This is a genomic window from Aurantimonas aggregata (genome assembly GCF_010500835.1).
Lineage (GTDB): Bacteria > Pseudomonadota > Alphaproteobacteria > Rhizobiales > Rhizobiaceae > Aurantimonas > Aurantimonas aggregata.
Window position 1 is genome coordinate 113,476 of record NZ_JAAAMJ010000002.1, and the last position, 12,716, is coordinate 126,191.

Annotated in this window: 10 protein-coding genes; 3 read left to right on the plus strand and 7 right to left on the minus strand. The window is 68.8% G+C overall.

The features are described 5' to 3' along the window. Positions 1–51 precede the first annotated feature (51 nt). The 6 genes from GTW51_RS04910 to GTW51_RS04935 form a co-directional block, all read right to left on the minus strand. Positions 52–1,056 (minus strand): phytoene/squalene synthase family protein, encoded by a 1,005-nt coding sequence (locus GTW51_RS04910; protein WP_246232641.1) that lies wholly within the window; start codon positions 1,054–1,056, stop codon positions 52–54. Continuing rightward, a complete protein-coding gene (locus GTW51_RS04915; protein WP_163042789.1) occupies positions 1,043–2,557 on the minus strand; it encodes a phytoene desaturase in 1,515 nt (504 codons plus the stop codon). The genes GTW51_RS04910 and GTW51_RS04915 overlap by 14 nt, the downstream gene beginning before the upstream one ends. Further along, complete coding sequence (gene crtY, locus GTW51_RS04920; RefSeq protein ID WP_246232643.1) at positions 2,554–3,708, minus strand: lycopene beta-cyclase CrtY; 1,155 nt, start codon at positions 3,706–3,708, stop codon at positions 2,554–2,556. The genes GTW51_RS04915 and crtY overlap by 4 nt, the downstream gene beginning before the upstream one ends. 17 nt (positions 3,709–3,725) lie before the next feature. Then, positions 3,726–4,994: a glycosyltransferase gene (locus GTW51_RS04925; protein ID WP_163042791.1), complete on the minus strand. Its 1,269-nt coding sequence runs from the start codon at positions 4,992–4,994 to the stop codon at positions 3,726–3,728. Positions 4,995–5,257: 263 nt separating this feature from the next. Continuing rightward, positions 5,258–6,793, minus strand: a complete 1,536-nt coding sequence (locus GTW51_RS04930) for a helicase HerA domain-containing protein (RefSeq protein ID WP_163042792.1) — start codon at positions 6,791–6,793, stop codon at positions 5,258–5,260. A gap of 132 nt (positions 6,794–6,925) precedes the next feature. Beyond that, a complete protein-coding gene (locus GTW51_RS04935; RefSeq protein WP_163042793.1) occupies positions 6,926–8,212 on the minus strand; it encodes a glycerate kinase type-2 family protein in 1,287 nt (428 codons plus the stop codon). A gap of 211 nt (positions 8,213–8,423) precedes the next feature. Here GTW51_RS04935 and GTW51_RS04940 point away from each other — a divergent pair, with 211 nt between their 5' ends. Genes GTW51_RS04940 through GTW51_RS04950 form a run of 3 tightly spaced genes read left to right on the plus strand, consistent with a single transcriptional unit; the run spans position 8,424 to position 10,997 of the window. Next, positions 8,424–9,848 (plus strand): cytochrome ubiquinol oxidase subunit I, encoded by a 1,425-nt coding sequence (locus GTW51_RS04940; protein WP_163042794.1) that lies wholly within the window; start codon positions 8,424–8,426, stop codon positions 9,846–9,848. 10 nt (positions 9,849–9,858) lie between these two features. Then, positions 9,859–10,860: a cytochrome d ubiquinol oxidase subunit II gene (cydB, locus tag GTW51_RS04945; RefSeq protein WP_163042795.1), complete on the plus strand. Its 1,002-nt coding sequence runs from the start codon at positions 9,859–9,861 to the stop codon at positions 10,858–10,860. Next, positions 10,857–10,997, plus strand: a complete 141-nt coding sequence (locus GTW51_RS04950; RefSeq protein WP_163042796.1) for a DUF2474 domain-containing protein — start codon at positions 10,857–10,859, stop codon at positions 10,995–10,997. The genes cydB and GTW51_RS04950 overlap by 4 nt, the downstream gene beginning before the upstream one ends. Here the strand turns inward: GTW51_RS04950 and GTW51_RS04955 are convergent, their stop codons facing one another. Further along, positions 10,998–12,470: a UdgX family uracil-DNA binding protein gene (locus GTW51_RS04955; protein ID WP_163042797.1), complete on the minus strand. Its 1,473-nt coding sequence runs from the start codon at positions 12,468–12,470 to the stop codon at positions 10,998–11,000. Positions 12,471–12,716: the final 246 nt, after the last annotated feature.

A 12,716-nucleotide genomic window follows, 5' to 3' on the forward strand; every position in this document is an offset into this window, starting at 1 on the left:
GATGTCCGCCGCTGCGAATGACGGCCGCCGAGGCGCGCCGTCTCGCCTCGATCAGGCGTCGCCGAGCCGTGGTCGGGTCCAGAGATCCGGCGAGCGCGCCTGCGGCGCGGCGCGGCGCGACATCGCGGCCCGGGCGGCGCCCAGCGTCACGTGGCGCAGTTTCTGGCGGCGGCCGGTGGAGACGCGCTGATCCCACGCCGAAGCCCCCAGCGCCTTCACCTGCAGGCCGATCTCCCGGTAGACGCCGTGGGCGGTGGCAACTGCCCAGGCGGAGCGCGGCGGCAGGTCCTTGAGGCCATGGAAGGCCGAGGCGTAATAGGGCTCGGCGAGGTCGACCAGCCGGTTGGCGAGCAGCGCCACCACCGGCCGCTGGCGCGGGTCGACAACGTCGCCGGGGCGAAGATCGGCTTCCGCCAGCCACTCTTCGGGCAGATAGATGCGGCCGGCGCGCGCATCCTCGACGATGTCGCGCGCGATATTGGTCAGCTGAAAGGCGATGCCGAGATCCGATGCCCGGTCGAGCGTCGCCTCCTCCCGCACGCCCATCACCATCGACATCATCACGCCGACCACGCCGGCCACATGGTAGCAATAGTCGAGCGTGTCGGTGATCGTCTCGTAGCGTCGGCCGTCGACATCCATCCGGTAGCCGGCGAGATGCTGCGTCAGGAGCGCCGGCGGCAGCTGGTGGCGCGCCGCGACATCGCCGATCGCCTCGAAGCAGGGATCGCTGATCGGCTTACCGGCCAGCGCCGCCAGCGTCTCGCTTTCCAGCTTCGCCATGCGTTCGTCCGGCCGCGATGCCTCGCTGTCGGGCCGCCGCGCGAAGCCCAGCACCTGGCCGTCGATGGCGTCGTCGCAATGCCGGCACCAGGCATAGAGCATCATGGCGCTGCGGCGGGTCTCAGGGTCGAAGAGCTTGGCCGCGGCGGCGAAGCTCTTTGACCCCTTGGCGATGGCGTCCTCGGCCATGGCGGCAAGGTCGGCGCGGGCGATCGGATCGAGCGGCACGGCGAGAGGTGTTGATACCGACATCAGCGCCTCAGAGCCCGGCATCGGCGATCATCAGCCCGGCCGTCGCCTTGGCCGAGCCGATGACGCCCGGCACGCCGGCGCCAGGATGGGTTCCGGCGCCGACCAGATAGAGATTGGCGATGTCGCGGTCGCGGTTGTGCGGCCGGAACCAGGCGCTCTGGGTAAGCACCGGGTCGAGCGAGAAGGCCGAGCCGACATGCGCGTTGAGTTCGTCGCGGAAGTCGAACGGGGTGAAGATGCGGCTCGTCACGAGGTCTGCCTTGAGGTTCGGAATGTAGCGCTCCTCGAGATAGTCGAGGATACGGTCGCGGTAGCGCGGCCCTTCGACGTCCCAGTCGATGTCGGCATTGCCGAGATGCGGTACCGGCGACAGCACGTAGAAGCTGCCGGCACCCTCCGGCGCCAGCGACGGATCGGTCACGCAGGGATTGTGCATGTAGAGCGAGAAGTCGTCGGCCAGCTTCGGCCCCTTGAAGATTTCGGAGATGAGATCGCGGTAGCGCGCGCCGAAGCAGACCGTGTGATGCTGGATGTCCGGCCGGTGGGTCTTCAGGCCGAAATAGATGACGAACAGCGACATCGAGAAACGCCGGCCCTTAAGCCGCTTGGCTTCCGCCTTGCCGCGCGCGTTGCCGGCGAGCAGCGTGTCGTAGGTGTGGACGACATCGGCATTGGAGGCGACGACGTCGGCGGCAAAGCGCCGGCCGTCCTTGAGCAGCACGGCTTTCGCCCGCCCGCTCTCGATTTCGATCTTGGCGACCTCGGCCGAGAGTTCAATGCGGCCGCCGATCTCCTCGAACAGCCTGACCAGACCGCGCACCAGGGCTCCGGTGCCGCCGCGCGGAAACCAGACACCGCCCTTGCGCTCCAGCGCGTGGATCAGCGCGTAGATCGAAGACGTCGCGAAGGGATTGCCGCCGACCAGCAGCGAATGGAACGAGAATGCCTGCCGCAGGTGCTCCTCCTCGATGAACTCGGAGACCTTGGCATAGACGCTCCGCCAGGCCTGCAGCCGGGCGAGCTGCGGCCCGGCGCGGATCATGTCGCGGAAGGAGAGGAAGGGAACGGTTCCGAGCTTCTCGTAGCCCTCGTGGTACACTTCCTTCGAGTAGGCGAGGAAGCGGCGATAGCCGGCGACGTCGGCCGGGTTGAGCGCGGCGATCTGCCGGTCCAGCGATTCCTGATCGTTCACATAGTCGAAGCTGACGCCGTCTTCCCAGCGCAGCTGGTAGAATGGCGAGACCGGCAGCAGCTCGACGTAATCGGCCATGCGGCGCCCGGACGCCGCGAACAGTTCCTCGAGGGAGTCCGGGTCGGTGATGACGGTCGGGCCGGCATCGAAGGTGAAGCCCTGATCCTCGTAGACATAGGCGCGCCCGCCCGGCTTGTCGCGCTTCTCGATCAGCGTGGTGCTGAAGCCCGCCGACTGCAGGCGCACTGCGAGTGCCAGCCCGCCGAAGCCCGAGCCGACGACCACGGCGCTGGGCCCGCTCTTGCCGGCGCCATTCGATGGGCCGGTCATGCCAGTTCCCCGGTCAGGCGATGGCGCGCCAGCACCTTCAGCGCGTTGCCGAAGGGCACGGGCGGCCGGCCGGTCAGGATTTTGACCTTGTCGAAGGTCCGCAACTGCGCCGCGTAGAAGCGGGAAACGAGCGGGTCGGGCAGGCGATAGAAATGCTGCAGGATCTTGTACCGTTTGGAGGAAACCCCGGCGAAGAAGAGCAGCCGGTTGAGCATGCGAAAGAAGCCACGCGCGTGCCACGTCTCGACGGCGTGGCGGCGGGTCGCGGCGAAGACCGCCGCACCGGAAAGCTCCGGCAGGCCGGCGAGAAGATCGGCGAGCCTCACCGCGTCGGGTAGCGAGTAGCCGGTCGTCGGGTGAAACAGGCCGGCGGCGAGGCCACTGGCCGCGACGCTGTTCTTGTCGTCCCAGAACGCCTCGATATCGCCGTCGATGGCGATCGGCAGCACGCCCCGCTCCTCGCGGAGCACCGTCCGGGCGACCCAGCCATGGGCCTTCAGATAGGCATCGATCGATCCGCGCAGCCGGTCCTCGTCGAAATCCGGGCCGTCGGCGTAATAGGTGTCCTCGACGAGCAGCCGGGTCGGCGTCAGCGGCAGGACGTAGACGAAACGATAGCCGTCGGCCTGGGCGACGGTGGCGTCCATGATGATCGGCTGCGGCAGGCCGTGCGGCGCCGTCAGCTCAAGCTCCTGGCCGAGAAACTTCTGGAAGCCTAGCCGCAGATGCGGGCTCGGCGAGTGGCCGCGCCCGTCGATCACGCAGCGGGCCTGGACCACGCGGCCATCGAGCACGACGCTGTCGGGGGTGACGTCGCGAACCCGCGCGCCGGTTTCGATCGCGTCGCCCAGCGTCGCCTCCAGAACCTCGCGGAACCGCTCCGAGGCGACGCTCCGATAGCCCGTTCCAACCCGGCGGCTTCGGTCCGGGAACCGCACTTCGTAGGCGTTCCAGCGATAGGTGACGAAGGGCGCCAGCCACTCATGCCCGCCGGGTCCGAGGTCGCCCTCGTGATAGGACCAGGTGTGGTTGCCGCCGACGGCCTCGCCGGCCTCGAACAGCCGGACGGTCAGATCGGGGCGCGTCGTCGCCAGCCGATACGCCGCCAGTCCATTCGCCAGCCCCCCGCCGACAAAGGCGACGTCGATCATTGCTTCTCCGCCCCCGGTCATCCGTTACGCCCCATTTCGATCCGCGACGCCCTGCCGAGGATCGCCTCCTCCACGATGTCCGCTGCCAGCCCCACCCCACCGGATGTCGCGATGTCGCGCCCGATGGCGCGGGCCCGATCCCGGAAACTAGCCTCTGCGAGCAGCCGAGCAAGTGATGCCTTCACCCGGCCCGGCGACACGAGGAAGCGGGAGAGCCGTTCGCCGACGCCGTGATGGACGATCCGCGCGGCGATGCCCGGCTGGTCGAAAGCAATTGGGATGGCCAGCATCGGCACGCCCGCGGCCAGCGAATCCAGCACCGTGTTCATCCCCGCATGGGTAACGCAAACTGCGGCGCTCTGCAGTATCTTCTCCTGCGGCACGAAGTCCGTGACCAGATCGGCGTCGATCCGCGCGGCCTGGCTGGGGGTCAGGCGACCGCAATGGGCGACGATACAGCGGATTTCGAGGTCGCGGCAGGCCCGCGCCACGGCGCGGAAGATATCGACCCGGTGGCCCTGCAGCGTGCCCAGCGAGGCGAAGACCAGCGGCCGGCCTCCACCCGCATCGTCATTGGCGATCGCGTCGCGCGGGCCGGCCCGCAGCGGCCCCACCATGTGGCGATGGGGCGCAGCCGCCCGTGGAAAATCGAAGCTCGGAACAAGCTGCGAGATCTGCGCCCCCCGCGAGAGGCAGTCGGCCAAGCCGTCGCGGGGCGGCAGCCCGAACGCATCCGCCCAGCGCGCGATGGTGCGCCGCTGGCGGGTGAGCAGCAAGCGCGCGACGCGTTCGCCCCCGCGGTTGCGCTTCATGCCCCGCTCGCTCGGATCGTAGGACCAGGACAGGAACGGCAGCGGCACGGCCGGGTCGTGATGCACCGGCAGGGCCGCCGACAGCGAGACATGCGGCAGGCCGAGATGGTCGGCGAGAAGGCCCGCCGCCGGTTCCATCGCGTCGCCGACGATGGCATCGGCGCCGATGTCCGTCAGGATCGCCGGGCCGTCGCGGCAGAGTTCGTCGGTGAGTTCGGCAGCGTCCGCGACCGTCCGCAGGATCCCGAGCGGCCCCGTCGGACGGGCGGCGCGGGCGAGCAGGGCCTCGATGTCGCGACCCGAACGGCTGCCGGTCTCGCGGCGCATCAGCCCCGGCGGGCCGGCAGACGGCGAGGCTCCGGCGTTGAGCAGGAACGTCACGCGGTGGCCGCGGCGCAGCAACTCGCCGCCCAGCGCCTCGAAGACACGGAGGTGACTGTGGAAGGGCGGGCAGATCAGCGCGACATGGGACATCGGTAACCAGCTTGTCGTTCGTGGCACGATGTCGGGCCTGCCAGGACCCGGCACGGCCGCCGCGGCACGACCCGGAGAATCGGCGGGGGCGGCCAGCACGTCCCGTGCGCCCGGCGCGTCGCGCCCGACGGACCTGCCCTGGGGCTTTCCTTGATCTCATAACGCGCCAACGGGCGCCAGCCTGTCATCTGGTCGCGTGACGTAAAAGCGAAGGTCGAGCGGCGGCGGCACAGGCACTCCAGGCTTCGTGGTGACCGCCGCGCTCAGCTCGCTCCGCGCGCCAGCCGCTCGGCCCGGCGCGCCCGCGCCTCGTCGAGCGCGTCCAGCCGGACCTGCGGCAGCGAGGTTCGCCAGTCGGTCCCGGCGATCGTCACCACCCGGTTGCCGCGAAAATCGGCCTCGGCGGTAATCAGCCCGCGCTCGGCCATGAACCCCAGCAGGAAGCGCCCGCGCGACGGCGAATGGCTGCCATAGGCCTGGGCGAGTGCCGCGTCGGTGGGACACTGCGATCCGTCGCGTGCGGCGCGGGCGAGCATCATGTAGACGCCCTGCATCTCCTCCGGCAGATCGCCGGCGCGCTCGATCACCGCCTGCCAGGCCTCGTCCTCGGTTTCCGTAGAGACACCGGCGCGCGCCAGCGACAGGCGCCGCCGGAACGCCGCCATGTCGGTCTCGACGCCGCGCAGCCGCTTCAGCCGGCAATGGGTGAGGAATTCCTGGTACAGCACCGGCACCGGCCGGAACGCGGCGTCCGGGTCTTCCAGCATCTCGGCGAAGATCTGGTCGACGGCTGCCGCGCGCTCTTCCGCCGGGCGCGGATCGTCGTCGACCGGATCGACGGCGCCCGCCAGCGCCGGTGCCGCGGCGACGCGCTCCATGAGCTCGCGCGTGCCGACATGCGCCGCCTGCGGACGTGGCGCAGGCCGGCGCTCGGGCGCTGCCTCGTTGGCCCCGGCGGTGAAGATCAGGTCCTCCATCGCCGCGCGCGGCGTTTCCGGCAGCGGCAGCAGCGACGGCCGGCCGCTGCGGCCGGCCGTTTCCACGGGGCCGATGCGGATCGCCACCGGCCGGCGCGACAGGGCCGGTCCGAGCGCCACGAAATTGCCGGTCTCGAGGTCGCGGAAGCGCTCCGCCGCCCGGCGGTCCATGCCGAGCAGATCGGCGGCGCGGGCCATGTCGATGTCGAGGAAGGTCCGCCCCATCAGGAAGTTCGAGGCTTCCGCGGCGACGTTCTTGGCCAGCTTGGCGAGGCGCTGGGTGGCGATGACCCCGGCAAGGCCGCGCTTGCGGCCGCGGCACATCAGGTTGGTCATGGCGCCGAGCGAGGCGCGGCGCGACTCGTCGGAGTGTTCGCCGGCCATCGCCGGCGCAAAGAGATGCGCCTCGTCGACGGCAATCAGCATCGGGAACCAGTGGGCGCGGTCGGCATCGAACAGGCCGTTGAGGAAGGCCGCAGCGCACAGCATCTGCACCTCCGCGTCGAGGCCTTCCAGATCCAATACGACAGAGGCGCGGTGCTCGCGGATCCGCGCGGCAATCCGGGTGAGCTCGGCCGGGGTGCGGTTGGCGTCGACGACGACATGGCCATAACGCTCGGCCAGCGAGACGAAATCGCCTTCCGGGTCGATGATCGCCTGCTGCACCCAGCCGGCACTCTTCTCCAGCAGTCGGCGCAAGAGATGCGACTTGCCCGACCCGGAATTGCCCTGGACGAGGAGCCGCGTCGACAGCAGCTCCTCGAGATCGAGCTCCGCCGGTTCGCCGGTGTGGGTCGTGCCGAGATCGACGGCAACCGTCATGGACAGTCTTTCCGCGTGAGGGTCAGTGGCTGGGACGGCGACCGGGCACAGCCGCCGCCGTCTTGCGACAGACCCTAGCACGCTGCTCGGCGTGGCTTCGGCAAAGACCGGCCTCTGTCCACAGGAACGCCATCAGCCGACGAGGATGATCCGGCAATCGTTGACGTTGGTGTGGGTCGGCCCGGGCACGAAGAGATCGCCGATGGTGCGGAAGAAGCGGGTAGAATCGTTGGCGGCCAAGCACACGGCCGGGTCGATGCCGGCCGCCTTCGCCCGTGCCAGCGTGTCCGGCAGGACGATGGCGCCGGCGGGGTCGCTTGCCAGTCCGGTGCCGCCATCCGTGCCGTCCGTGTCGCCGGACAGGGCGGCGATGCCCGATGCGCCGGAGAGGGCGATGGCCAGCGCCAGGGCATATTCCTGGTTCGGACCGCCCTCGCCTTCGCCGCGAATCGTCACCGTCAGCTCGCCGCCCGAGAGGATCGCGACGCGCTCGCCGCGCGCCTTCGCCGCCAGCGCCATCTTCGCGTGCTCGCCAGCCACGTCACGCGCCTCGCCCTCGACGTCGGCGCCGAGGCTTTCGACGCGGTAGCCGAGGGCCGATGCCGCCTTTGCCGCGGCCTCGAGCGAAGCCGCCGGTGTCGCGATGATGGTGTAGCTCGTGTCGGCGAAGGCCGGATCGCCCGGCTTGGGCGTCTCGTTGGCTTGCGTAGCCAGCGCCGCGCGGCAGGATTCCGGCAGGTCGAGCCCGCGCCTTTCGACGATGGCCCGCGCGTCGGCCAGCGTCGTCGTGTCCGGCACGGTCGGTCCGGAGGCGATGACGCTTGGATCGTCGCCCGGTACGTCCGAGATCGCCAGCGTCACCAGCGGCGCACCGCCGCAGGCGCCGGCCAAGCGCCCGCCCTTGATCTGCGACAGATGCTTGCGCACGCAGTTGATCTCGCCGATGCCGGCGCCGCTGCGCAGCAAGGCCCGCGTCACCGCCTGCTTGTCGGCAAGGCTGACGCCGTCGGCCGGCAGCAGCCAGTTGGCCGAGCCGCCGCCGGAGATCAGCGCGAGGACGAGGTCGTCGGGGCCGGCCGAACCGGCGAGTTCGAGCACCCGGCCGGTGGCTTCGAGGCCCTTCGAATTCGGCAACGGATGGCCTGCCTCGACCACCTCGATCGGACCGGCATCCAGCGCGTAGCCATCGCGCGTGACGGCGAGGCCGACGAGGCGGTCGTCGGAGACGCCGTGGCTGTCGCGGTAATGGGCAACGGCGGCAGCGGCCATCGAGGCGGCGGCCTTGCCGGCGGCGAGGATCACGATGCGGCCAACCGGGGGTGGCGGCAGATGCGGCGCGAGGATCGCCGCGGGATGCGCCGTGGCGACCGCCTCCCGGAAGATCGACGCCAGTTCCTGCCGCGTCTTCGCGCTGTCCATGCCCTGTCTCCCCCTGCACAATGCTTTGCCTCTATAACAGCGGAACCGCTGATCAAGACAGCAGCAGGAGCATCCAAAAAGGTCGTTCGCGAGGGTCGCGAAGAGGAAACCCGATTTGCCGGCCACCCGGCGAATGGTCGCAACGTGCTATTTTTCGCGCCGCACAACGCCTATAGTCCGTGCACCGCATGAGAACCCGTCAGGTACCGCCATGTTCGAAGGCTTCGACCCCGTCCTCCTCGCCCGGATCCAGTTCGCCTTCACGATCTCCTTCCACATCATCTTTCCGGCGTTCACCATCGGCCTGGCTTCATATCTGGCCGTGCTGGAGGGCCTCTTCCTGGCCACCGGCCGGGCGGTCTACATGGAGACCTTCAATTTCTGGGTGAAGATCTTCGCGCTCAGCTTCGGCATGGGCGTCGTGTCGGGCATCACCATGAGCTACCAGTTCGGCACCAACTGGTCGGTCTTCTCCGACAAGACCGGGCCGATCCTCGGTCCCTTGATGGCTTACGAAGTTCTCTCCGCCTTCTTCCTCGAGGCCGGCTTCCTCGGCATCATGCTGTTCGGCCAGAAGCGCGTCGGCCCGAAGCTGCACTTTGCCGCCACCCTGGTCGTGGCGATCGGCACCTTCTTCTCGGCATTCTGGATCCTGTCGGTCAATTCCTGGATGCACACGCCGGCGGGCTACGGCATCAACGATGTCGGCCAATTCGTCCCCGAGGACTGGTGGGCGATCGTCTTCAACCCGTCCTTCCCCTACCGGCTCGTGCACATGGTGCTCGCCGCCTATCTCACGACGGCCTTCGTCGTCGGCGCAGTGGGCGCGTTCCATCTGCTGCGCGACCGCGGCAATGCCCACGCACGGGTGATGTTCACCATGGCGTTGTGGATGGCGACGATCGTCGCCCCGATGCAGATCGTCGCCGGCGACTTCCACGGCGTGAACACGCTGGAGCACCAGCCCGCCAAGATCGCCGCCATCGAGGGGCATTTCGAGACCAACAGCGACGGCTCGATGCCGCTGACGCTCTTCGGCATCCCGAACATGGAGACCGGCCGCACCGACTACGCCGTCGACGTGCCCTATCTCGGCTCGCTCATCCTCACGCATTCGATCGACGGCGTGGTGCAGGGGCTCGACGCCTTCCCGCGCGACGAATGGCCGAACTCGACCATCGTCTTCTGGAGCTTTCGGGTGATGGTGGCGATCGGCTTCGCCATGCTCGGCATCGGCGTCTGGTCGCTGTTCAAGCGCTTCCGCGGATCGCTCTATGCGAGCCCCTGGCTGCAGCGGGCGATGCTGGCGATGGGGCCGATGGGGTTTGTCGCCGTCATCGCCGGCTGGATCACCACCGAGGTCGGGCGCCAGCCGTTCACCGTCTACGGCCTCCTGCGCACATCCGAGAGCCATTCGCCCATCGCGGCGGAAGCGGTCGGCACCTCGCTCGTCGCCTTCATCGTGGTCTATTTCCTGCTCTTCGGCGCCGGGACGTTCTACATCCTGCGCCTGATGGGCAAGACACCGACTCCCTTCGAGGAGGCGAGCCCGCCGCACCAGCCGACACGCACGGCGGGCATCACGCCGGCGCCCTCGCTCGAGGGGCGCAACACGCCCGAACCGGCACGGGACTGAGGAGACGACCATGGATCTCGCTGTTCTCTGGGCATTCATCATCGCCTTCGCCGTCATCGCCTATGTCATCCTCGACGGATTCGACCTCGGCACCGGGATCCTGTTCCCGCTGCTCGGGCGCCACGAGAACCGCGACACGGCGATGAACACCGTGGCGCCGATATGGGATGGCAACGAAACCTGGCTGATCCTCGGCGGCGGCGGCCTGTTCGCGGTGTTTCCTCTGGCCTACGCGATCATCATGCCGGCGATCTACGCCCCGATCATCGCCATGCTGCTGGCGCTGATCTTCCGCGGGGTCGCCTTCGAGTTCCGCTTCCGGACGGTGCGGGGCCGCTGGATGTGGGACGTCTCGTTCTTCATCGGCTCCGTCGTCGCGGCGCTGAGCCAGGGCATCGCGCTGGGCACTCTGGTTCAGGGCATCGACGTCGATGGCCGAGCCTATGCCGGCGGCTGGTTCGACTGGCTGACGCCGTTCTCGCTGATGACCGGCGTTGCCGTCGTCGTCGGCTACGCCCTGCTCGGCGCTACCTGGCTGGTGATGAAGACCGAGGGCGAACTGCATGACATCGCCAATCGCTTCGCCTGGATCACCGGCATCGGCACGCTGGTGCTGATCGGTCTCGTCAGCCTGTGGATGCCGTTCCTCGACGCCGAGTTCTACGTGCGCTGGTTCACCTTCCCGCAGATCCTCTACGTCGCGCCGGTGCCGCTGCTCGTCGCCTTCGCCGCCTTCAGCCTGTTCAGTTCGCTGGCACGCGGCAAGCACGTGCGGCCGTTCCTGTCGGCGCTGACGATCTTCGTCCTCGCCTTCGCCGGCCTCGGCATCAATTTCTACCCGAACATCATCCCCCCGGACATCACCATCTGGGACGCGGCCGCGCCGGACGCCTCGCTGATCTTCCTGTTGGTCGGCGCGTCGGTGCTGATCCCGATGATCCTGATCTACACCGGCTATGCCTATTGGGTATTCCGCGGCAAGGTCGTCGAGGGCGAAGGCTACCACCATTGACCCGGCCGGCAGGCGAGCCCGGCGACGCACCGGCCAGCCTGTGGAAGCGCCTAGGCTGGTTCGTCCTGCTCTGGCTCGGCGGCATCGCCGCGGTCAGCCTGCTCGGCCTGATCATCCGCAGCGTGCTGATCGGCTGATCAGGCGGCGAGCGCCAGTTCCGGCACCGTCCGGCGCACCAGCGCCATGTCGGCGTTGAACGCCGCGCTCTCCCGAGCCTGCGCCGCCGCATCCGGCAGGCGCAGGATGTAAGACGGGTGGACGGTGACGAGCAGCTTCGTCTCCTCGTCGAGGTCGATCAGCTTCGAGCGCGTGTCGCGGATCGTCACGGTCCGGCCGAGCACGGCCGCCGCAGCCGTCGCCCCCAGCGCCACCACCAGTTTCGGGCGGATCAGCTCGCGCTCGACGTCGAGCCACCAGCGGCACGCCTGGACCTCGCCGGCATTCGGCTTGGCGTGGATGCGCCGCTTGCCGCGAGGCACGAACTTGAAATGCTTGACCGCATTGGTGACGTAGGCCCGGGTCCGGTCGATCCCCGCCGCCGCCAGCGCCTGGTCGAACACCTTGCCGGCCGGGCCGATGAAGGGCTCGCCGGCGAGATCCTCCTGGTCGCCCGGCTGTTCGCCGATGAACATCACCGGCGCGTCGGCAGGACCCCGGCCGAACACGGTCTGGGTCGCCGGCTCCCAGAGCGGGCAGGCCTTGCAGTGCTTCGCCCCGTTGCGGGCCGTTTCGAGATCCACCGGCCGCGTGCGTTCTTCCGATGCTTCAGCCGGAACCCGTCTTGCCATCCGCTCCCGCTCCACCTGGCGTTCATGTCGTAAACCCGGCAGGGTCGGTGCGGTTTCGATCATCCGCTGCGACGCAGCCTCGGCGCCCTCGATCAGCGGCCGGATCAGCGCGGTCTCGGGCATGTTGGCCCAGTATTTCTTCGGCATCTCGGCCTGCATCGCCTTCACCTTCAGCCGCGCCGGGTTGAAGATCGAGGCGTAATAGGTGAGCCACAGCGCCTCCATGTCGTCGTCCTTGGGCCGCATGTCCTTGGTGGCCCCCGGCAGGTAGGACAGGTCCGAGCCGTTCCAGTGCACCGAGCGCTCCGGCGTCAGGATCGTCCAGACCATGCCGGCGAAGCGCCGCGCGAAGAACGGCGCGGTCAGCTCGACGATGTGGTGGAAGGGCTCGAACCAGGCGACGTAGTGCCGGCCGAGTTCGGGATCCTCGATCTCGCGGAAGCGCACAAAGGCCTTCATCTTATGGCTGTCGCGGCGCACCGCCTTTTCCATCTCGCGCGCCCGGATGATGTCGGGATCGGAGGCGATCTCCAGCAGCTGCTTTTCCGTCTGCAGTCGCCAGAGCAGCCGGTAGGCGAAGACGAAGCGGTCGGTATCGGCATGGCAGACGAGCTTGGCGGCGAGCTCCGGAAACGCCTTCGGCACGGTGGGCTGCGGGGCGCCAGCGGGTGCGGGCGGAAGCGGCTCGGCGAAGAGGCCAGGCGTTTCCTCGCCGACCGTGAAGCTCATTTCTTCGGGGGGAACGCCCAGCGCCAGCGCCGTGCGGGAAGCGACGCGCCAGCCGTCGAAGTCGGCGGGGAAGGAGAGCGGGGCGGTGAACATGGACGACCGATGAGGTGGGTGGAAATCTCAACTTGGCGCGGAACCGACTTGTTCCCGTTCTTGTCAAACGTCTCTGGGCTTAGCGGCTGACTGCGCCATCCCCTTTGACGTCATCCTCGGGCACCGTCCCGAGGATCCAGTTCCAATCCCGCACGCTGCTCACGACCTGCCCGACCGGTTGTGGCCGCATTGGACAGGCCATTGCCGCGCGGAAGCATGGATCCTCGGGACGGGGCCCGAGGATGA

Excerpts from the sequence above, each read along its gene's own strand:
- GTW51_RS04910 (WP_246232641.1), bottom strand. The coding sequence starts at position 1,056 with ATGCCGGGCTCTGAGGCGCTGATGTCGGTATCAACACCTCTCGCCGTG.
- GTW51_RS04915 (WP_163042789.1), bottom strand. The coding sequence starts at position 2,557 with ATGACCGGCCCATCGAATGGCGCCGGCAAGAGCGGGCCCAGCGCCGTG.
- crtY (WP_246232643.1), bottom strand. The coding sequence starts at position 3,708 with ATGATCGACGTCGCCTTTGTCGGCGGGGGGCTGGCGAATGGACTGGCG.
- GTW51_RS04925 (WP_163042791.1), bottom strand. The coding sequence starts at position 4,994 with ATGTCCCATGTCGCGCTGATCTGCCCGCCCTTCCACAGTCACCTCCGT.
- GTW51_RS04930 (WP_163042792.1), bottom strand. The coding sequence starts at position 6,793 with ATGACGGTTGCCGTCGATCTCGGCACGACCCACACCGGCGAACCGGCG.
- GTW51_RS04935 (WP_163042793.1), bottom strand. The coding sequence starts at position 8,212 with ATGGACAGCGCGAAGACGCGGCAGGAACTGGCGTCGATCTTCCGGGAG.
- GTW51_RS04940 (WP_163042794.1), top strand. The coding sequence starts at position 8,424 with ATGTTCGAAGGCTTCGACCCCGTCCTCCTCGCCCGGATCCAGTTCGCC.
- cydB (WP_163042795.1), top strand. The coding sequence starts at position 9,859 with ATGGATCTCGCTGTTCTCTGGGCATTCATCATCGCCTTCGCCGTCATC.
- GTW51_RS04955 (WP_163042797.1), bottom strand. The coding sequence starts at position 12,470 with ATGTTCACCGCCCCGCTCTCCTTCCCCGCCGACTTCGACGGCTGGCGC.